The organism is Actinomadura sp. 1N219 (genome assembly GCF_044326405.1).
Lineage (GTDB): Bacteria > Actinomycetota > Actinomycetes > Streptosporangiales > Streptosporangiaceae > Spirillospora.
Window position 1 is genome coordinate 51918 of sequence record NZ_JBIRAY010000016.1, and the last position, 19641, is coordinate 71558.

General features: G+C 71.5%; 23 protein-coding genes. 10 read left to right on the forward strand and 13 right to left on the reverse strand.

Annotated elements, in window-relative coordinates; translation table 11 throughout:
- The first annotated feature begins 94 nt into the window (after positions 1-94).
- Positions 95-445 (forward strand): sec-independent translocase, encoded by a 351-nt coding sequence (locus tag ACH35V_RS35750; protein WP_395979294.1) that lies wholly within the window; start codon positions 95-97, stop codon positions 443-445.
- A 198-nt stretch (positions 446-643) separates the two neighbouring features.
- Here the strand turns inward: ACH35V_RS35750 and ACH35V_RS35755 are convergent, their stop codons facing one another.
- A complete protein-coding gene (locus ACH35V_RS35755; RefSeq protein WP_395979295.1) occupies positions 644-1783 on the reverse strand; it encodes an Mrp/NBP35 family ATP-binding protein in 1140 nt (379 codons plus the stop codon).
- Positions 1784-1895: 112 nt separating this feature from the next.
- On the opposite strand from ACH35V_RS35755, the gene ACH35V_RS35760 reads away from it, so the two are divergent.
- On the forward strand, positions 1896-2351 hold the full coding sequence (locus tag ACH35V_RS35760) for a MarR family winged helix-turn-helix transcriptional regulator (RefSeq protein WP_395979296.1): 456 nt from the start codon (positions 1896-1898) through the stop codon (positions 2349-2351).
- Between the two features lie 4 nt (positions 2352-2355).
- Here the strand turns inward: ACH35V_RS35760 and ACH35V_RS35765 are convergent, their stop codons facing one another.
- Both ACH35V_RS35765 and ACH35V_RS35770 read right to left on the reverse strand, forming a co-directional pair.
- Positions 2356-2850, reverse strand: coding sequence for a DUF1003 domain-containing protein (locus tag ACH35V_RS35765; RefSeq protein ID WP_395979297.1), 495 nt, complete (start codon positions 2848-2850; stop codon positions 2356-2358).
- Complete coding sequence (locus tag ACH35V_RS35770) at positions 2847-4154, reverse strand: magnesium transporter MgtE N-terminal domain-containing protein (RefSeq protein WP_395979298.1); 1308 nt, start codon at positions 4152-4154, stop codon at positions 2847-2849. The genes ACH35V_RS35765 and ACH35V_RS35770 overlap by 4 nt, the downstream gene beginning before the upstream one ends.
- Positions 4155-4241: 87 nt before the next feature.
- Between ACH35V_RS35770 and ACH35V_RS35775 the strand changes: the two genes are divergently transcribed.
- On the forward strand, positions 4242-5147 hold the full coding sequence (locus ACH35V_RS35775) for an RNA polymerase sigma-70 factor (protein WP_395979299.1): 906 nt from the start codon (positions 4242-4244) through the stop codon (positions 5145-5147).
- 37 nt (positions 5148-5184) lie between these two features.
- Here the strand turns inward: ACH35V_RS35775 and ACH35V_RS35780 are convergent, their stop codons facing one another.
- Positions 5185-5688, reverse strand: a complete 504-nt coding sequence (locus ACH35V_RS35780; protein ID WP_395979300.1) for a hypothetical protein — start codon at positions 5686-5688, stop codon at positions 5185-5187.
- A gap of 39 nt (positions 5689-5727) precedes the next feature.
- Between ACH35V_RS35780 and ACH35V_RS35785 the strand changes: the two genes are divergently transcribed.
- Positions 5728-6648: an HpcH/HpaI aldolase/citrate lyase family protein gene (locus tag ACH35V_RS35785; protein ID WP_395979301.1), complete on the forward strand. Its 921-nt coding sequence runs from the start codon at positions 5728-5730 to the stop codon at positions 6646-6648.
- A gap of 93 nt (positions 6649-6741) precedes the next feature.
- On the forward strand, positions 6742-8100 hold the full coding sequence (locus ACH35V_RS35790) for a type II CAAX prenyl endopeptidase Rce1 family protein (RefSeq protein WP_395979302.1): 1359 nt from the start codon (positions 6742-6744) through the stop codon (positions 8098-8100).
- Here ACH35V_RS35790 and ACH35V_RS35795 read toward each other — a convergent pair.
- A complete protein-coding gene (locus ACH35V_RS35795; RefSeq protein ID WP_395979303.1) occupies positions 8095-8484 on the reverse strand; it encodes an NUDIX hydrolase in 390 nt (129 codons plus the stop codon). The genes ACH35V_RS35790 and ACH35V_RS35795 overlap by 6 nt on opposite strands.
- Positions 8485-8567: 83 nt before the next feature.
- On the opposite strand from ACH35V_RS35795, the gene ACH35V_RS35800 reads away from it, so the two are divergent.
- The 4 genes from ACH35V_RS35800 to ACH35V_RS35815 are packed head-to-tail and all read left to right on the forward strand — an operon-like array spanning position 8568 to position 11727.
- Positions 8568-9215 (forward strand): DUF6758 family protein, encoded by a 648-nt coding sequence (locus ACH35V_RS35800; protein WP_395979304.1) that lies wholly within the window; start codon positions 8568-8570, stop codon positions 9213-9215.
- A complete protein-coding gene (locus tag ACH35V_RS35805) occupies positions 9208-10104 on the forward strand; it encodes a PHP domain-containing protein (RefSeq protein WP_395979305.1) in 897 nt (298 codons plus the stop codon). The genes ACH35V_RS35800 and ACH35V_RS35805 overlap by 8 nt, the downstream gene beginning before the upstream one ends.
- 10 nt (positions 10105-10114) lie before the next feature.
- The gene (locus tag ACH35V_RS35810) at positions 10115-10822 is read left to right on the forward strand and encodes an MBL fold metallo-hydrolase (protein ID WP_395979306.1); all 708 of its coding nucleotides are present in this window, start codon (positions 10115-10117) and stop codon (positions 10820-10822) included.
- A 2-nt stretch (positions 10823-10824) separates the two neighbouring features.
- Positions 10825-11727, forward strand: a complete 903-nt coding sequence (locus ACH35V_RS35815; RefSeq protein ID WP_395979307.1) for a RecB family exonuclease — start codon at positions 10825-10827, stop codon at positions 11725-11727.
- Positions 11728-11753: 26 nt separating this feature from the next.
- On the opposite strand, the gene ACH35V_RS35820 is transcribed toward ACH35V_RS35815, so the two are convergent.
- The 4 genes from ACH35V_RS35820 to ACH35V_RS35835 all read right to left on the reverse strand — a co-directional run bounded on the left by ACH35V_RS35820 (position 11754) and on the right by ACH35V_RS35835 (position 14764).
- The gene (locus ACH35V_RS35820; RefSeq protein WP_395979308.1) at positions 11754-12671 is read right to left on the reverse strand and encodes an oxygenase MpaB family protein; all 918 of its coding nucleotides are present in this window, start codon (positions 12669-12671) and stop codon (positions 11754-11756) included.
- A gap of 75 nt (positions 12672-12746) precedes the next feature.
- Positions 12747-13487, reverse strand: coding sequence for a sporulation protein (locus ACH35V_RS35825; protein ID WP_395979309.1), 741 nt, complete (start codon positions 13485-13487; stop codon positions 12747-12749).
- A gap of 110 nt (positions 13488-13597) precedes the next feature.
- Positions 13598-14416 (reverse strand): alpha/beta fold hydrolase, encoded by an 819-nt coding sequence (locus ACH35V_RS35830; protein WP_395979310.1) that lies wholly within the window; start codon positions 14414-14416, stop codon positions 13598-13600.
- Between the two features lie 156 nt (positions 14417-14572).
- Positions 14573-14764: a DUF1059 domain-containing protein gene (locus ACH35V_RS35835; protein ID WP_395957123.1), complete on the reverse strand. Its 192-nt coding sequence runs from the start codon at positions 14762-14764 to the stop codon at positions 14573-14575.
- Between the two features lie 166 nt (positions 14765-14930).
- Between ACH35V_RS35835 and ACH35V_RS35840 the strand changes: the two genes are divergently transcribed.
- Positions 14931-15434, forward strand: a complete 504-nt coding sequence (locus ACH35V_RS35840) for an Imm21 family immunity protein (protein ID WP_395979311.1) — start codon at positions 14931-14933, stop codon at positions 15432-15434.
- Between the two features lie 17 nt (positions 15435-15451).
- On the opposite strand, the gene ACH35V_RS35845 is transcribed toward ACH35V_RS35840, so the two are convergent.
- From ACH35V_RS35845 to ACH35V_RS35860, 4 genes are all read right to left on the reverse strand, one after another.
- Complete coding sequence (locus ACH35V_RS35845; protein WP_395979312.1) at positions 15452-16510, reverse strand: hypothetical protein; 1059 nt, start codon at positions 16508-16510, stop codon at positions 15452-15454.
- 8 nt (positions 16511-16518) lie between these two features.
- Positions 16519-17199: a class I SAM-dependent methyltransferase gene (locus ACH35V_RS35850; protein WP_395979313.1), complete on the reverse strand. Its 681-nt coding sequence runs from the start codon at positions 17197-17199 to the stop codon at positions 16519-16521.
- Between the two features lie 42 nt (positions 17200-17241).
- The gene (locus ACH35V_RS35855; RefSeq protein WP_395979314.1) at positions 17242-17556 is read right to left on the reverse strand and encodes a hypothetical protein; all 315 of its coding nucleotides are present in this window, start codon (positions 17554-17556) and stop codon (positions 17242-17244) included.
- A gap of 105 nt (positions 17557-17661) precedes the next feature.
- Entirely contained in the window at positions 17662-19182 is a 1521-nt protein-coding gene (locus ACH35V_RS35860; RefSeq protein WP_395979315.1) for a serine/threonine-protein kinase, read from the reverse strand.
- Positions 19183-19641 lie beyond the last annotated feature (459 nt).

A 19641-nucleotide genomic window follows, 5' to 3' on the forward strand; every position in this document is an offset into this window, starting at 1 on the left:
GGATGTTCAGGTCCGGTTCATCCGGGCTCGGGATACGCTGGGGGGACCGGTCCGCCGCAGGGCCGGTCCCCTTCGGCGGCGTGTGGAGGACGGGTTGTTCGACGTCGGACTCGGTGAGATGGCGGTGCTCGTCGTCCTCGCCCTGGTGATCTTCGGGGACAAGCTGCCCCAGGTCGCCGGGCAGGCGGGCCGGATGCTGCGGCAGTTCCGCCAGATGGCCAACTCCGCCAAGGCGGACCTGCAGGAGGGCCTCGGGCCGGAGTTCAAGGACTTCGACATCGCCGACCTCAACCCGAAGACGTTCGTCCGCAAGCACCTGCTCGAAGACGACGACGACTTCCCGAACAGCAAGAACGGCCTGTTCGACGACGAGCCCGCGATGGCCCCGGCAGGCGGCGAACTCGCCTACGGCGAACGCCCGCCCTTCGACTCGGAAGCGACCTGACTCCTCGACCGAACCTCAGCCGGGGTCACGGGTCGTGCGGCCGGAGGCGCCCAGCGCCGGAGGTCGCACGGCCCGCCGAGCCGGGCGACCGCAGCGACACGTCGGCGACCCGCACGGTCACGGCGAACCCGCACCGTGGCGTGAGGATCGACCGGCTCGTGACGGGGGTTCCAGGGGGTCGCCCCCCTGGGAGTGAGGTCAGTCCCGCTTGGGGGCGATTCCTAGGGACATTCCGGCGAGGCCGCGGCTGCGGCCCGCGAGGGTGTCGGCGATGGTGCGGAGTTCCTTGGCGGCGCCGGCGTCCGGGTCGGACAGGACCAGCGGGACGCCGTTGTCGCCGCCCTCCCGCAGGCGCGGGTCGATCTGCACCTGGCCGAGCAGCGGGACGCGGGTGCCGAGCGTCTTGGTCAGGGCGTCCGCGACCGTCTGGCCGCCGCCCTCGCCGAAGATGTGCTGCCGCTCGCCGCAGTGCGGGCACGTCAGGTACGACATGTTCTCGATCACGCCGACGACCTGCTGGTGGGTCTGCGCGGAGATCGCACCGGCCCGCTCGGCGACCTCGGCGGCCGCCTGCTGCGGGGTGGTGACCACGAGGATCTCCGCGGACGGCAGCAGCTGCGCCACGGAGATCGCGATGTCGCCGGTGCCGGGCGGCAGGTCCATGAGGAGGATGTCGAGGTCGCCCCAGTAGACGTCCGCGAGGAACTGCTGCAGCGCCCGGTGCAGCATCGGCCCGCGCCACACGACCGGCTGGTTCCCGGCGGTGAACATCCCGACGGAGATCACCTTCACGTCGTGCGCGGATGGCGGCATGATCATGTCCTGGACCTTGGTGGGCGAGCCCTCGACGCCCAGCATCCGCGGCACCGAGTGGCCGTAGATGTCGGCGTCCACGACCCCGACCTTGCGGCCCTGCGCGGCCAGCGCGGCGGCCAGGTTCACCGTCACCGACGACTTGCCGACGCCGCCCTTGCCGCTCGCGATCGCGTACACCTTGGTCAGCGAGTTCGGCTTGGCGAACGGGATCTCCTTGGCGGGCTCGCCGCCGCGCAGCTTGGTCTGCAGGTCCTTGCGCTGCTCCTCGCTCATGACGTCCAGCTCGACCTCGACGGCGGTGACGCCGTCCAGCTTCGACACGGCCTCGCGGACGTTCCTGGTGATGGTGTCCTTCATCGGACACCCCGCCACGGTCAGGTACACGCCGACGCGGACGGCGCCGCCGGCGGCGATGTCGACGCTCTTGACCATGTCGAGCTCGGTGATCGGCTTGCGGATCTCCGGATCGATCACGGTGGAGAGCGCCGCGGTCACCTGCTCGGTCGTCAACTGGGAGGCCATGCCCCCATGGTATGAACCGGACGCCCCTCCCTCCTAATCAGGGTGTCCCACCGCACAGGACGTGTCCCCGTGTTCATCGCGCGGGCAGCGGCGCCGCCGTACGATCGGGTCCGTGACTAGCAGCACCCTCTCGGCCGCCGAGCTGATCGTCTGGCGCACCATGCTCCGCGCCCAGGCGCTCGTCTCCCGCCGGGTCCAGGCCGACCTGCTGGACCGCCACGACCTCGCGCTCGGCTCCTACGAGGTGCTGATGCACCTCGGCGAGGCCCCGGCGGGACGGCTCCGGATGAACGACCTCGCCGACCGCGTCCTGCTGTCCCGCAGCGGCCTGACCAGGCTCGTCGACCGGCTGCAGCGCGAGGGGCTCGTCGTCCGGCAGTCGTGCACGAGCGACGCGCGCGGGCTGTACGCCGTCCTGACCGCCGCCGGGCGGGCCCGGCTCGAGGAGGCGACCCCGACCTACCGGCAGGGCGTCCGCGACTACGTGCTCAGCCGGCTGGACGAGCCCGACCTGCGCGCCCTCGGCGCCATCCTGGACAAGCTCGCCGACGAGGAGATCCCCGCGTAGCCGCTCAGCGGGGCGTTTCCTTGGCGTCCAGCTCCTTCATGATCTGCTGGAGCTCGGAGCGGAGGAAGTCGCGGGTGACGACCTCGCTCACCGCGACCCGCAGCCCGGCGATCTCCCGGGTCAGGTACTCGGTGTCGGCCATGCTCCGCTCGTTCCTGGAACGGTCCTGCTCGTACTGGACGCGGTCGCGGTCGTCCTGCCGGTTCTGCGCCAGCAGGATCAGCGGCGCCGCGTACGACGCCTGCAGCGACAGCATCAGCGTCAGGAAGATGAACGGGTACGGGTCGAACTTCAGGAACGACGGCGCGGCCAGGTTCCACACGATCCAGACGGTGACGAACCCCGTCATGTAGACGAGGAAGCGGGCCGTCCCGAGGAACCTCGCGATCCGCTCCGACAGGCGCCCGAAGGACTCGGGATCGTAGTGGACGCGCGGCACGAACGTCCGGCGGATCTCCCTCGGCTGGTCCAGGCGAGCGGGCATCTGGCGTGTCGTCATTGCATGTCCCCCCGGAGAGCCTCTTCCTCGGGATCGCGGTCCGCGGACTCGTCCGCGGCGGCGTCCATCACGGCCTCCCGCCAGTCCTCGGGCAGCAGGTGGTCGAGGACGTCGTCGATCGTCACCGACCCCAGCAGGTGGCCGTTCTCGTCCACGACGGCCCCCGCGACGAGGTTGTAGGTGGCCAGGAACATCGCGACGGCCTCCAGCGACATGGTCGGCCGGAGCGTGTCCAGTTCGGCGTCCACGATGCCGCTGACCAGCGTCGGCGGCGGTTCGCGCAGCAGTTTCTGGAAGTGCACGGTGCCGAGGTACCTGCCGGTCGGCGTCGCGGTCGGCGGCCGGCACACGTACACCTGCGCGGCGAGGGCCGGGTTCATGTCGGGGCGGCGGATCAGCGCGAGCGCCTCGGCGACGGTCGCGTCCGGCGGGACGACCACCGGCGCGGTCGTCATCAGCCCGCCCGCCGACTGGTCCGGGTAGGTCAGCAGCCGCCGCACCGGCGCCGCCTCGTGCGGCTCCATCAGCGTCAGCAGCTGCTCCCGCTGCTCGGTGGGCAGGTCGCCGAGCAGGTCGGCGGCGTCGTCGGGGCCCATCGCCTCCAGGACGTCGGCGGCCCGGTCCACGCCGAGCTTGCCGAGGATCTCGATCTGGTCGTCCTCCGGCAGCTCCTCCAGGATGTCGGCGAGCCGCTCGTCGTCGAGCGCGACGGCGACCTCCGCGCGCCGCTTCTCCGGCAGCTCGTGGATGATGTTGGCGAGGTCGGCGGGCTTCATCCGCTCGAACGCGGCGATCAGCCCGGCGGCGCCCTGCCCGTGCTCGACGGCGGAGAACCCCTCGACGTCGTCCCAGTTCACGACGAGGCTCTCCCCGCGTTTGCGGAGTCCACGCCCCGTCCGGCGGCGGACGGCGACCTTGCCGACCAGCCAGTCGCGGGTCCGGGTCGGCTCCATCGCGACGTCGACGACGGCGACGGGCTCGCCGGTGTCGCGGAACCGGACCGTCCGGTCGAGCATCTGCCCGATGACGAGCGTCTCCGACTCGCGCTTCTGGAACCGGCGGACGTTCAGCCGCCCGTCGAAGATCACCGCGTCCGCCTCGAACACCGTCACGCGCGTGATCGGCAGGAACACGGTGCGGCGCCCCGCGACCTCCACCACCAGCCCCAGCACCCGCGGCGGCCGCGGCGCCAGGCGCAGCGCGGCCACCACGTCGCGGACGCGTCCGACCTGGTCACCGGCCGGGTCGAACACCGCGACGCCCGCGAGCCGGGCGATGAACACCCGCGTCGGAGCTCCGCTCATGGTCCGGACACTACCCATGATCGACCCGCTGATCCGGGACAAAGGGGGGTGATACGGGGCGCGAGACCTCGTGAGAAGCTGAGGACCGTGAGCGACGTGATGACGGAGCCGTTCGAGGAGCACCGCGGCCTGCTGTTCGCGGTCGCGTACCGGATGCTGGGCACGGCCGCCGACGCGGAGGACGCCGTCCAGGACGCGTGGCTGCGCTGGTCCGCGGCCGACCGGGGGAGCGTCGCCGACCCGAAGGCGTACCTCGTCCGGATCACCACCAACGTCGCGCTCGACCGGCTGCGGTCGGCGCGGGTGCAGCGCGAGACCTACGTCGGGCCGTGGCTGCCCGAGCCGATGCTGACCTCGCCGGACGTCGCCGCCGAGGGCGCCGAGCTGGCCGAGTCGGTGTCGATGGCGATGCTCGTCGTGCTGGAGACGCTGAGCCCGCTGGAGCGGGCGGTCTTCGTCCTCAAGGAGGTCTTCGGCTACCCCTACGCCGAGATCGCGGAGGCGCTGGACCGCTCGGAGGCGTCGGTGCGGCAGCTCGGCACCCGCGCCCGCAAGCACGTGGAGGCGCGGCGGCCCCGCTTCGAGGCCGGCGGCACGGAGCGGCGGGCCGCCACCGAGCGCTTCCTGGAGGCGGTGCTGGGCGGCGACATCAACCGGCTCATGGAGGTGCTGGCCCCCGACGTGACGCTCTGGACGGACGGCGGCGGCAAGGTCAGGGCGGCCCTGCGCGTCATCCACGGCGACCGGAAGGTGGCCCGCTGGCTCACCGGCGTCACCGGCCAGCCCTACGCGGGCGTCCAGCCCGAGGACATGCGGATCCGGGGCGTCCACCTCAACGGCGAGCCCGCCCTCGTCGTGGAGGGCCCGGACGGCCGCCCCATCGGCACGATCAGCGTGGAGCTGGACGAGGACGAGCACGTCCGGGCCGTGCACCTCGTCGCCAACCCCGACAAGCTGGCCGCCATCGCGGCGGGCCGCCACCTGCCGATGTGACCGTCGCGGTCCTCGCCGCCGGGCGGCGTGGCGGCGGCTACCGGTCGACGTGGCGGCGTTTGCCGCCGAACAGGCGCGGCGGCGGCCCCGCCGTCGTCGCGGGCGTCGGGACGGGACGGACCGTCGCGTACTCCTCCGCCGCCTCCACGACCTCCTCGGCCGGGGTGAGCCGGACGATCCACGACTCGGTCGTCCACCGCTCCACCTGGCCCTCGTGGGACCGGGCGTTCAGCCGGTCCTTGGCCAGCATCGGCGTCACGGCGTCCCACAGCTCGGATCTCGGCTCGACGACCTCGGCGTCGGCGGCGAACGTGAGCAGCCGCCCGCCCTTGTCCTTGCTGCGCAGGATCACCGTCACCCGCGCGGCGTCCGGCAGGCCGGGCAGCGGCTGCTCGCCCTCGCCGCCGGTCAGCACGTACGCCGACCCCTCGTGCCACACATGCCAGGCGGCCCTGGGCTGCGGAAGGCCGGGCAGGTCCAGCCACAGCAGCCCCGACTTCTTGGCCGCCTCCTCCACCAGCGCCGCGTTCAGCTCACCCATGTGGAGAGGGTCTCACATCGCCCGGATAGCATCCGGGCCATGCGCGCCCGACGAACCACCCTCTCCGTCCCTGCCAGCAACCCCCGCTTCATCGAGAAGGCGCAGGGCCTGCCCGCCGACGAGGTCCTCCTCGACCTGGAGGACGCCGTCGCGCCGTCCGCCAAGGAGGAGGCCCGCAAACTCGTCGTCGCCGCGCTGAACGAGGGCGACTGGACCGGCAAGACGCGGGTGGTGCGGATCAACGACCTGGACACCCACTGGGCGTACCGGGACGTGATCGAGGTCGTGGAGGGCGCCGGCGCCAACCTCGACGCGATCATGCTGCCCAAGGCGCAGGACGCCGGGCACGTCCAGTGGCTCGACCGGCTCCTCACCCAGATCGAGCAGGCCGTGGGCCTGCCCGCGGGCCGCATCGGCATCGAGGCCCAGATCGAGGACGCCCGCAGCATGGTCAACATCGACGCGATCGCCGCGTCCTCGCCCCGGCTGGAGTCGCTCGTGCTGGGGCCGGGCGACCTGATGGCGTCCCTCAACATGAAGACGCTCGTCGTCGGCGAGCAGCCGCCCGGCTACACCGAGGGCGACGCCTACCACTACATCCTGATGCGGATCCTGATCGCCGCCCGAGCCCACGACCTGCAGGCCATCGACGGGCCGTACTTCAACATCAAGGACGTGGACGCGTTCACGCGGGTCGCGCAGCGCGCCGCCGCGCTCGGCTTCGACGGCAAATGGGTGCTGCACCCGACGCAGATCGAGGCCGGAAACGCGGTGTTCGCCCCGTCCCAGGACGACTACGACCGCGCCGAGCTGATTCTCGACGCCTACGAGCACTCCGTGAACGTCGAGGGGCGCGGCGCCGCGCGGCTCGGCGACGAGATGATCGACGAGGCGTCCCGCAAGATGGCGCTCGTCGTCGCCGCGAAGGGCCGCGCCGCCGGAATGACCCGCACGCCGTAGTCCTGCGGCGCGGCGCTTGGAGATGCGCCACCGGGGAACTGACACCCCGTACGATTCGTCCCACGTAGGCGAGGCATTACGGGAGGGTCGCACGTGTCAGAACCAGGGGACGCCGAAGGCTGGGCCCCGCTCGACCCCGACCTTCCCACCGGCCGATCACCAGAGCCACCCGCCGAGCAGCAGCCCCCGCAGCCGCCGCGCCCACCAGAACAGCCGCAACAGCCGCAACAGCCGCAACAACCGCAACAGGCGCAACAGGCGTTCCCGCAGCATCCGCAGCAACCGCCCGCATGGGGGCAGCAGTACGGCGCGCCTCAGCAACCGCAGTCTCCCTACGCCCAGCCGCCCTACCCGCAGGGCCCCTACGCGCCCGGTCCCTATGGGCAGGAGTACGGCGCGTACGGCGGGTACGGCCCGCCGCCGGTGAAGCGGGACTGGAAGGTGGACGCGCCCAAGGGGAGCCCGTTCCACCGGCTGGCGCGCACCGACGTGCACCGGTGGTGGCGGCCGCTGGTGGGGACGCTGGTGATCGCGGCCGCCGGCATGAGCCTGGCCCTCGGCCTCATGATCGTCGGAATGATCGTCCGGGTGGCGGCGACGGGCGAGCTGCCCGAGTCGTCCGGGCCGGAGTCGGACTCGATCTTCGGAGACGAGACGGCCGACCTGGCGTTCAACCTGGCGGCGCTCGCGGTGTTCCTGCCCGTGGCGCTGTTCGCGGCGTGGGGGATCCAGCGGCGGCGTCCCGGCACGCTGTCGTCGGTCGCCGGACGACTCCGCTGGCGCTGGATGCTGGCGTGCTCCGGCCTGGCGATCCTGTTCTGCGTCGTGTCGTACGGGACGTCGATCCTGGCCGGCGTCTCCCTGGACGACCAGTCCGACGGGAACGAGCAGTGGGTCGGCTGGGGCGACTTCATCCTCCCGGCGATCGTGATCGTCCTGCTGGTGCCGTTCCAGGCGACGGCGGAGGAGTACGTGTTCCGCGGCTGGATGCTCCAGGCCGTGGGCGCCTGCACGCTGGAGAAGGCCAAGCGGCGCGTCGGACTCGCGCTCAGCGTCGTGTTCCGCACCCCGTGGCCCGGCATCGTCGTCGGCTCGGCGCTGTTCACGTCCGGGCACGGCTACACCGGCTGGGGCATCCTCGACATCTTCGCCTTCGGCGCGATCGCCGCGTGGCTGACCGTGAAGACGGGCGGGCTGGAGTCGGGCATCGCGCTGCACGTGTTCAACAACCTGATGGCGTTCCTGCTCCCGGCGGCGGTCGGCGAGCTGGACATCGAGCAGGGCGGCGTCCCGTGGCAGGTCGTCGTGGCCGACGTCGTCCCGATGGCGCTGTACGCGGCGGCCGTGGTCTGGCTGGCGCGGCGGATGCGGGTCCAGACCGTCACGACCGGCCCGGACGACGAGGACGACGTGCCCGTCACCGCCGAGCCCCAGTCGACCTCGATCTCATAGCAGCCCCCACAGGACGAGCGCGTCCAGCAGCCCGTCCGTGACGGGCAGGTGCCGCAGCTCCTCCGGCGAGATCCACCGCACCTCGGACGCGTCATCCCCAGCACGGAGCTCCCCGCCGACCATGGTCGCCGCGTAGTCGTGGATCTCGTAGACGACGCCGCCCGGCCCCGGGCGCTCCACCGTCCCGATCTCCACGCCGGCGACGACGTCCAGGCCCGTCTCCTCCTTGAGCTCCCGCGCGACCGCCGCCGGGTCGTCCTCGCCGGGCTCGACCCGTCCGCCCGGGATGGACCACAGACCCTCGCCCGGCGGACGGCCCCGCCGCACCATGAGCAGCCGCCCGTCCTCGTCCCGGACGATCCCACCGACACATCGCACCCGCATGCCCCCATATTGCCGCTCCTTGCCCAGGGGCGGACCCGGCCGAACTTGACGAACCCGGACGTCGCCGCGCAGGGTGGGTAGTCATGAGGGCGGAGCCCACCTGCCCGCGATGCGCGGGTCCCGTGCAGGCCCCGGGACTCTGGTCGAGCGACTGGATCTGCGGCGTGCACGGCGCCGTCCTGCCGAGGCAGCCGTCCAAGCGACCCGGCCCGGACGGGCTGGCCGCCGTGCTGCGCGACACGAGAGTCCCCGTCTGGACGCCCTGGCCCCTTCCGCTGGGCTGGCTCGTCACGGGCTTCGCCACGGTCGGGGACGACCGTTCGGGCGCGCGGGCGACGGCCGTGGCCGCGTCCGGGCCGGGGCTGGTCAGCGGACCCGCCGACCTGGTGCTGATCGCCGAGCAGCCCGGCGTCGGCCTCGGCGCCCACTACGCGGGCCTGGACGGCGCCGACCCCGGCGAGGTGTTCGACGGCAGCCCCCCGCACGTGAAGCTCGACATCAGCGGCCCGGCGGCGACCTGCGGGCACACGGTGCCAATGTGGTCGGTCGGCGAGAGGGCCGACCGCGCCGTCTACGTCGGGGAGGCGATGGGCGACTGGCTGTGGGCGGCGCTGTGGCCGGCCGACGCCGGCGTCCTCATGCTGCAGCGCCAGAACCTCCTCGACCTGCGCGAACCCGGCATGGAGATCGACCTCCCGTACGGCGCCCACAGCCCCCGCCTCGATGACTGACACGAGCGAGGCGACTCACGCGATGCGCATCGACCTGCACAGCCACAGCGACGCGTCCGACGGCACCCGGCCGCCCGCCGAAGTCGTCCGGAGGGCGCGGGAGCGCGGGCTGGACGTCCTCGCGCTGACCGACCACGACACCGTCGCGGGCTGGGACGAGGCCGCCGCCGCGCTGCCGGACGGCCTGACCCTCGTCCCCGGAATCGAGCTGTCGTGCCATGAGGACGGCCGCAGCCTCCACCTCCTCGGCTACCTGTTCGACCCGGACGAGCCCGAACTGGCCGCCGAGCTCGCCCGGATCCGGAACGACCGGCTGATCAGGGCCCAGGGCATGGTCGACCGGCTCCGCGGCCTCGGCGTCGACGTCACCTGGGGCATGGTCCGCGCGCTGGCCAAGGGCGAGGCGGTCGGACGTCCGCACATCGCGCGGGCCATGATCGAGGCGGGCGCGATCGAGACGCACGACGAGGCGTTCACCGAGCAGTGGATCGCGCAGGGCGGCCGCGCCTACGTCGAGCGCTACGCACTCGACCCGGTGCGGGCGATCGGGCTCGTCCGCGCGGCCGGGGGAGTGTGCGTCCTCGCGCATCCGCGGGCGCGGCGCAGCGAGTACGTGTTCTCCGACGAGGTGATCGAGCGGCTCGCCGCCGCCGGGCTCGCCGGGATCGAGGCCGACCATCCCGACCACGTCCCCGAGGACCGCGCCCGCCTCCGCGGGCTCGCCGCCGCGCTGGGCCTCGCCGCGACCGGGTCCAGCGACGACCACGGCGCCCCGACCGGCGACCGGCTCGGCTCCGAGACGACCGGGCCGGAGGCGTTCGCGCAGCTCATCGCGGGCGCGTCCGGCGGTGATCTCCGTGTGCCGGATCGGGGTCGCGAAGCACGGTAGGGTGCCTTGCGTGGACGCGCGCATCGAACAGGTTGTGACGTCGGGGAAGCTGACCCTGGACGACACCGAGTACGACGTCGAGAACAACACCTACATCGTCGGCGACGACGACGAGGTCATCGTGATCGACCCGGCGTTTGACGCCGAGGCCATCCTCAGCGAGGTCGGCGACCGCGAGGTCATGGCCGTCCTGCTCACCGACGGCAACGAGCACCACCTCAACGCGGTGCTCGAAGTCGCCGCCGCCGGTGAGGAGGACGAAGAGAACTGGGCTCCCATCGCGCTGCACCGCGCCGACCGGCTGCTGTGGCGCGAGTACTTCGCCCGCCTCGCCAAGGAGGAGGACGACGAGGACGACGCCAAGGCGCTCCGCTCCCTCGAACCCGACATCTGGCTGGAGGACGGCGGCGTCTTCGAGATCGCCGGCGCGCAGCTGGACATCGTGCACACCCCCGGCCACACGCCCGGCAGCGTCTGCGTGATCAGCGAGCAGCTCGACTCGCTGCTCTCCGGCGACACGCTGCACCGCGGCCGTCCCGGCTCCATCGGCGGCGTCTACGAGGACCTGCGCAAGCAGCTCAACTCGATCGGCGCGCTGCTGACCCCGCTGCCGAAGGACCTGAAGGTCCTGCCCGGCCAGGGCGAGGAGACCACGGTCGGCGAGGAGGACGCCCGCTGGGAGACGTGGGGCTCGCTGGCGCAGGAGTCCGACGACTAGCGGTGGAGCAGCTCGGCTTAGAGGGCATGCCCCGGCGGCTGTACACGTGCACGCCGTCACGGCTCAACGCGTGGCTGGACTGCCCGCGGCGCTACCGGATGACGTATCTGGATCGTCCGATGCCGCCGAAGGGTCCGCCGTGGGCGCATAACAGCGTGGGCGCTAGCGTCCATAACGCGCTCGCGGGGTGGTGGCGGCTGCCCGTCCACGAGCGCACCCCCGAGGCGGCCGGACGGCTCCTCGCCCGGGGCTGGCTGACGGACGGCTTCCGCGACGAGGCCCAGTCCGCCGAATGGCGCGACCGGGCCCGCGACATGACCGAACGCTACGTCGCGGGCCTCGACCCGTACGACGAGCCGCTCGGCGTGGAACGCACCGTCGCGACCCGCACCGACCGCATCGCCGTGTCGGGCCGCATCGACCGGCTGGACGCCCGCGGCGCCGAGCTCGTCGTCGTCGACTACAAGACGGGACGGCACGTCCTCACCGCCGACGACGCCCGGGGCTCCCTGGCCCTGGCGATCTACGCCGTCGCCTCGTCCCGCGTGCTGCGCCGCCCCTGCCGCCGCGTCGAGCTGCACCATCTCCCGTCCGGCGAGGTCGCGGCGTGGGAGCACACCGACGAGTCGCTGGCCCGCCACATCCGCCGCGCCGAGTCGATCGCCGCTGAGGCCGCCGAGGCGGACGAGACGTACCGCGCCCGGGTCCCGAAGCCCCGCCGCGGCGAGACGCGTGCCGCGGGCTCCGAGGCGATCCGGGTGGACCACGCCCCGCACGACGACCTGTTCCCGCCCCGTCCGGGCAACTTGTGCTCGTGGTGCGACTTCGCGCGCCATTGCCCGGAAGGCCAAGAGGCGGCCCCACGCAAGGACCCCTGGTCCGCCCTGCCTGTAGACGTCGCCTAGCTGTGCCGGGCCCTGGGGCGGGCCGGTCAGGAGGCTGTGGCGAGGGCGTTCTGGGTGCCGGACGGCCAGCGGCGCGGGTCGCGGAGCCCGTAGAGGCCCTTGCTCACGTCGTAGCCGTCCGCCGCGAGCCGCTGCCGGGCGCGTCCCAGCATCTCGCGGGTGTTCTTGGCGAAGGCGTAGTCGTGCAGCCGCTCCGGCATCGAGTTCATCGCCAGGCGAAACGACCTGAGCGCCGCCGTCGCCGCCGGCTGCGGCACTTCGGGCAGCGCCCCGTACATCCGGCGGGCCCAGTCCGGCAGCGTGTAGTAGCAGAGCGCGCCGAACGGGAAGTAGCCGGGCTTTCCGGGCGCGAGGAACTTGAGGTTCTCCGGCATCGTCGGCCACATCAGGAATCGGACGGTGGCCGCGGCCTCGTCCGTCACCCGGAGTCGGGGCCGCATCTCCGCGAAGTACGCCTCCATCTCGGCGACGCTGCCGGGCACGTCCTCCGCGTGCAACCCGACGAACGCGGCGGACCGGCGCTGCTCGTCCAGATACCTGTCGGCCATCGCGCCGGTGAGCGGCAGCCCGGCGCGGCGCGCCACCTCCAGGTACGAGTAGACCTCTGCGCAGTGCACCCACCGCAGCAGTTCGGGCTGGTCGAGGCGTTCCTTCTTGCCCGTGTCGTGGTTGAGGATGCGCAGGCTCCGGTGGATCTCCCGGACGCGGAAGGCCGCCTTCTCGATCTCCTCCGGGCTCCCGAACGTGCCGATCCCGACGAAGTCGGCGGTGCGCTGGAGCCGTCCGAACGGGTCGTCCTGGAAGTTGGAGTTCTGCCAGACGCCCCACATGGCCAGGGGGTGCAGCGCCTGCAGCATGAGGCTCCGCACTCCGCCGACCCACATGGACCGGTCGATGTGGACGCGCCAGGTGACGCTCTCGGGGGGCTGGACGGTCGCGGGCATGCACACCTCCGTGAGACAAACTCACGTAAGTGTGTCATTACTTCTGGCGTCCCGCGACACCGCCCCCGGGTCGGTTCAGTTCTGCCAGATGGATCGGCAGTGCTCGTCCAGCCACTTCACGCACTGGTCGTGCGTCAGGCCCGCGTAGTCGAACGGGTAGGGGCCGTGCGGACCGGTGATCAGGTCCAGCGAGTCGGGACGGGCGATGAACACCGTCTCCAACTGGGCGTTCGTGCCGCGCCCGTACTCCGCGGGGAAGAAGAACTCCAGCTCCTGCCAGAACTTCGACGTCTGGTTCCGTCCGCCGTTGACCCGCCCCGTCTTGACCTCGGCCTCGTCGAGCCGGAACCCGAGCGCCTCGTAGGCGCCGAAGAAGAGGTCCTGGGCGGGCAGCGCGCGCACCGCGATCTCGTCGAAGTCGCCCCGGTCGACCGCGTTGTCGATCTCCAGGATCGTCCGGACGGCGGCCCGCGTCCCGCGCATCCTCCGGCCCTGGGCGTGCGTGATCGGCATCTCCCACGGCACCTCGATCGCGAGCCGGTGCTCCCGGCCCTCGCCCGCCGCAAGGTCGAAGGCCGGGAGGGCCTGGGAGGCGACCACCCCCGGGTTGTCCCAGCTCTTCTCGGTCGGCTCCGCCGCCTCGACCCGGGTGACGAGCTGGACGGCGATCCGCTCGATCCTGACGCCGGCTCCGCCGCCCTTGACGGTCACCTTGGCGTGGAGGGTTCCGCCGGGCGTGACCTCGTCCGATTCCAGGATCGTCGTGACTTCTGGCGCGTTGATGCCGAGCGTGCTGAGGATCGTGCGAAACGCCATGTGCGCCTACCTCCGGAACGGTCCCAAGCGGACGCCCCAGAGTAGGGTCTGGGGCGTCCGCCGAACCGCTTTCCACGCCAAACCGCCACTTCCGGCCACGGCGGGAGAAGTCAGCCGATCGCGTCCAGCACCTCGCGGAACCGGACGGCGAACGCGGCGGGGTCCTCGGTGAACCCGATGTGCCCGCCGGGGAACAGCACGGGCTCGACGCCGAGCGCGCCCGCGAGCGCCCTGGACGCCCGGTCGCAGAGCTCCCCGCCCGAGTTCTCGCCGATGCCGACCACGACCCGCGTCCCCGCCGACGTCAGCGCGGCGAGATCGGGCTTCCAGAACGTCGTCTCGCGCAGCTCGTGCTCGAACCAGCGCCGCTCGTCGGCGACCTGCCGCGGATCGCGGTCCCCGCCGAACATGTGCTCCAGCGCGCCCGGCGGCAGCTGGATGTTCGCCTGCGCCATGAACTTCCCCCACGCCCCGAGCACGTCGCCGTCGAGGTAGGTGGCGACCAGATCGTCCGTCCCCTTGTGGAGCTCGTCGCGGTCGTCCAGCAGCTCGACCAGCGGCGGCTCATGCGCGACGACCGCCCGGACGCGCTCCGGATGGGCCTGCGCGAGCGCCAGCACCGAGCACGCCCCGCCGCTGGAACCCAGCGCCACGGCCGGTCCCGCGTCCACGTGCTTGATGAGCGCGGCGAGATCGGCGGCGCGCAGCGGCGGCGTCGAGTCCTGCGCTGGATCGTCGACCGGGCTCCGGCGGATGCCCCGGGGATCGGTCGTGAGGACGGTGTGGTCGGCGGCGAGCAGCTCGGCCAGCGGCTCGAACGCCTCCGCGTCCATGGGCGCACCGGCGAGCACCACGAGCGGCCCGCTGCCGCGCACCTCGTAGTGCAACCGCGCGTCGGAGACCCGCAGCGTGGACGGAACAGCTGTCATCAATCCTCCCGGCGAATGAACGGTTCACGAGTTCGAGGTACAGACCCGCGAACCCGTCCGAACTCATCGCCGAGACGGCGACCCGTTCATCGCCGGTCGGTCAGTGCATGGCCGGTCGGTCAGTGCATGCCGGTCGGTCAGTGCATGGCCGGTCGGTCAGTGCATGGCGGGCTGCTCGTCCTTGAGCATGCCGCGGATCTCCTCCCGGAACTCCGGCGTGTCGTCGTGCCCGTGCACCGACGCCGCGTGCTCGGCGGCGGCGCGGACGACCTCGTCCTCCTCGCCGCTGATCGTGAGCGTGCAGTTCATCTCGCTGGGCGTCTCCCGGCAGTCGGCAACCTTCCGCATGGCGTTCTCCCCTCCCGGCCGGCCCGCAGGAGAGAGCGACTCCGCGGCGCCGACCGCTATCGCAACTCCCTTTCATCGTTGCATAGGCCCAGGTCAGAAGGAAGTTATGCGGAAATGTCGGAGCGGGGGCGTAGGGTGGCGCGGCTGGGTGAAGGGAGGCGGATCGGTGGACTGGATCGAGTCTGGCGGGGGGCCGCTGCTCCTGGCGCCCGCGTCCCAGCTCGCGCACTGGGGCGGCGCGACGGACGACGACGACGGCCCCGTCGAGACCTGGGGCGACTACGGCCGCGCCTGCTCGGTCGAGGGCTACATCGGGCTCGTCACGGTCGGCGCCCTGGACGGCCTCGTCCTCGGCGACGAGCCCGCCACCACCGCCTACCTCCCGGAAGAACGCCTCCTCCTCCGCTGGGCGGCGGCCGACTCCGCGGCCGAACTCGTCGCCGCCGCCAGGAAGGTCGTCCGCACCGCCCCCTGGGAGGAACACCTGGTCTGGGACGTGGACGGCCCCGTCGTCCTGATCGACTCCGCCTGGCCCGGCTCGGCCCTCGAACCCGGCAACCACCTGGTGATCGACCTTCCCCCGTCCCGCTACAACGTCCGCGCGACCTACGTAGAGGAGGGACGGAACTGGATGATCCTCGTCCAACTCGACCCCGTGGACGAGCCCTAGTGACCCGTGGACGAGCCTTAGTGAGTGGCGTCGTACATGGCGACGATCGCGGCGGGGAGCGGCCCTGAGTCGTTGACCGCCAGGCCCCGCTCCATCGCCCAGGCGCGAATGCCTTCGAGACGCTCGTCGCGCTCCGGCGGCCGTTCCTCCGCGGCGTGGCGTCCGGCCTCCTGATCAGGCCAGAACCTCGCCACGTACCGTTCGACGCCCTCGGCACGCTCCCACTCCTCATCGCCGGGCTCGATGTTGCGGGCGTACAGGTCCTTCTCGATGGCGGGCATGACACTGCGGCGGTAACCGAGCAGATGGAGGTGATACCAGCCGGGAGGCAGCTCGAACACCTCCGGCATGGCCCCGGCGGCGATGCCCTCCATCCCGATCGACCCGTGCTTCGCGTGGAAGCTCAACCGGGTCTGCACCTCCGGCTCGTCCCCGGCGTCGGTGACGTCGGGAGGCGGAGCGTCGCTCCACAGCTCGAACCGCATACCGGGTTCCGGCAGCTCGCACATCGGGCGGACGTGCACCGCGCTGCGCGCCGCGGAGAACCAGCCGAAGGAGGTTTCGGGCTCGGGGCCGTGGAGTCCCTCGTCGTAGAAGGCGAATATGCCGTAACCGGTCATTGTCACCCGTTGCGCGGCCGCGATGAGCCCACTCGCGCCGTCCACGCTCTCCGGCCACAGTTGGACGGTGTAGGACTCCAGTCCGTCGAAGTTCCCGCCTCGGGCGGCCAGTTCGCGCTGACGTCCGGCGACACGTGCGTGATACCGGCCGGGACGCACGGCGAACACGTTCCGGACGAGCCCTCGCCGTCCGTGGAACGCCAGCCTCCCGGTGGGGATGTCGATGGTGAAGGTCTCCTCGGTCTCCGGCGGGGAATCGTGCGGCGGCGGGGGCGGCTCGCCGTCCCACAGCTCGAACCTGACGAAGTGCTCCCTGACCTCCTGGGCGACCCTGATGAATATTGCCTGGCCGGTCGCCGCAGCCCAGCCGGACACCGGCGGCATCGCCCCCGCATCACCGGCCGTGATCCCGAGAATGGCCCCGTGCGGCCGGGCCGTGTGCCAGGTCGACGACACGCGCCGACTCATCGGTCCCGCGCGATCCGGGTTCCGCGCACCGGCTCGGCGACCCCGGCGATGAAGTTGGAGCCGACCGGCCGCACGTCGGCCGTCCAGCCCCACCCGTCCAGGTCCCGGACGAGTTGGTCGGCCTCGTGGAACACCTTCACGACCCGGTGCTCGCTGCCGTCGTCCAGCCGGCGGCGGACCGCGGGAACGTCGTCCCCGGCCAGAATCTCCTCGATCGCGGCCTCGCCAGGCCCGTTGTCGATGAAGACGGCCTTGCCGCCGGGGGCGAGAGCCTCCGCCACGATCTGCCAGAAGCGAGGCGAGAGACTCGGCGGGACGTGCGAGAGCCAGAAGGCGAAAAAGACCGTGTCGTACCGTCGCCCCGGACGCCAGCCAAACAAATCAGCACATACGAACTCGACTTGCGCGGGCGCGACCCTCTCCCGCGCGATGGCGATCGTCTCGGGAGCCGCGTCGACGGCGGTCAGGGAGCGCGCCCGGGGAGTCAGAAGCGTCGTCCACTGCCCGGTGCCGCAGGCGAGCTCCAGGACGTCCCCGGCGATCGGAAACTCGTTGAACACCGGCAACAGGAGTCGCATGTCATCGCTCCGCTCGGCGTACTCCCGGTCGTACTCCGGCGCCCGAGCCCGGTAGTAGGCGATCTGTTCCCTTAACGCTGTCTCGACGTCCAGTCCCATGCCCGCCACCGTAACGCAACCACTCCTCGCTAGGCGATCTGCTCAAGGGCTACACGGACCATTAAGAGTTGAGACATCCGCACCAGGGTAGTTGTCGTACTCATCGACGATCAATGCGGTTGGAAACAGTAAGAGGATGGCCAGGCAAAGCGCGCATCCGCTGACCACCTTGGTCCAGGCGGGTGACTTCGGTGCGCCGACCAGCACGGCAAGAGCTAAGACCAGCGCGAGCAACAATGCCAACAGCGCGGACACCGGGACTATGAAAGGAAATCCTTTCGTCCACTGCGCTGACGACGGGTTCACCTCGCATGCTCGCTGCGTGGCGCGGATCGCCCGATCTCCAAGGATGTCCATCGTCCTGAAAGTCAACGCGCCCAGGACGCTGAAGGCCGCCGCGCCTATGCAGAGCCCTCTCCAGAACCATCGATTTGTCAATTTCACAGGAGAATCCCCGAGCGTTTAGCCTTCCACTACGAAACCGGTGCAGTCGATATAGGCGGCGCTCCCGTCGGGCCGGACGTGGTAGACGATCACGATCCAGTGTCCAGGCGCGGAGGACAGCTCCCATGCTGGGCCGTTCATGTATCGGAAATCGGCCGGGTACTCGAGCGTCTTCTTCCAGTTGTCCTTCGGGATGAGGAAAGGCTTGGACAACTGCCCCAGCGGGACCGACGACCCCAAACCCGCGGGCCAAACACCCGCCGCAAGATAGTAGGAATCGGGAGGCCCGACCCGCTCGATCAGGAACTGGATCTTCACTGATCCGCGCCTTTTCGCCGTGGCGGGGGCCACCACACGGAAGTCGCGCGGCGGGTCGTCGACCGGGGCGCGGGCTTGCTGGCACGACTTCTTGGCCGGATCCCAGTAGAAGTAGTCCGGATTACCGGGCAGCCGGATGTCGACGGTCGCCGGCACGCCGCCCTTCGCGGTCTTGGGGGCGCTCGACGCCGGACCCGGACCGCCGGGCAGCCGCCCGCCACCGGTCAGCAGGTTGACCACCAGTGCCCCCGCCAGGACGACCGCCAGCCCGCCGAGCCCCGCGAAGACGGGACGGGCGCCGCGGGATCTGGACGGCGCGGGAACGATGGCGGGAGCGAGCCCGGCCGCGATCGCCTCGGCGAGGCTGCGCGGAGCGGCCGGGGTGGAGCGGGCCACGCGCCGGTACCAGGTGTCCTCCGCGATCGGTGGACCTGCGGTCAGCCGGGCCAGCCGGTCCGGGGTGATCCGCGCCGCCGGGTCCTTCGCGGCGCACATCTCGACCAGATCGGCGAGTTCGACCGGTACCCCGTCGAGGTCGATCGTCCCGCTCAGCGTCCGGTGGAGTACCGCCTGAAGCGCTCCGCTCCCGAACGGCGGCCGCCCTGTCGCGGCGTAGGCGATCGTCCCGGCCAGCGAGAACACGTCGGACGCCGGGACCGGCGCCGCCTCCTCGATCACCTCCGGCGCCAGGAACCCGGGCGTCCCGACGAGCCCGCCGGTCCTGGTGATCTGGGTCTGCCCGTCGCCCCTGGCGATGCCGAAGTCGATGAACCGGGGACCGTCCGGGGCGAGGATGACGTTGCCCGGCTTGAGGTCCCGATGCTGGACGCCCTGGGCGTGCAGCTCAGCCAGCCCTTGGGCCAGGGCGGCCAGCAGCCGCATGCAGGTCTCTGCGGGGAGCGCCCCCGACCGTTCGACGGCCTGCTTGAGCGTGGGCCCCGGCACGTACTCGGTGGCCAGCCAGACGGGCGATACGTCGAGACCGGCGGCGACCAGCCGGGCCGCGAACGGGCTGTCGACCCGTTCGACCGTCCGCACCTCGCGACGAAACCGGGCGTGGATGTCGGGGCTGTTGAGCCCGTCGAGGACGACCTTGACCGCGACCAGCCGATCGTCCCGGCCGACGCCGAGGTACACCTGACCCATACCGCCGGCACCGAGCCTGGCCAGCAGCCGATGGCCGCCAATTTCTGCGGGATCGGTATCGATCAGCGGTTTCATGGCGATCAAGGAGCTTAGCCGCGATCAAGGCGCCGATGTCCATTCCATTGGACGATTACGGCCAAGTGCCGGCGAAGCATCGGTGAGTCAGTGGAAAACGCGTAACAATCGGAGTTCGGAGTAACGCGGGCGCGGCGCCCGGGTCGGCTTTGCGGGAGACGTAGTGAACGCTAAGGGTCGTCAGGCGGTCGCGGCCGCAGCGGGTGTGGTGGTCGGCGCGGTGGTGAGCGTAGCCACGGGCATGTTGACCCAGCAATGGGGTGTGGCATGGGTGGCGGCGGCGGTGGCAGCCGTGGTGACCGGCGCTGGCCTGCTCGCATGGCTGACGTACCGCGCGACACCAGACCCGGACCCGACACGCCCAGGCCGAGTGTCGGCGTCCGGCGACGGCGCCATCGCCGCAGGCGGCTCGGTAAAGGGATCCTCGACCAAGGTGACACGACCCTCCGCAGGTGCCCC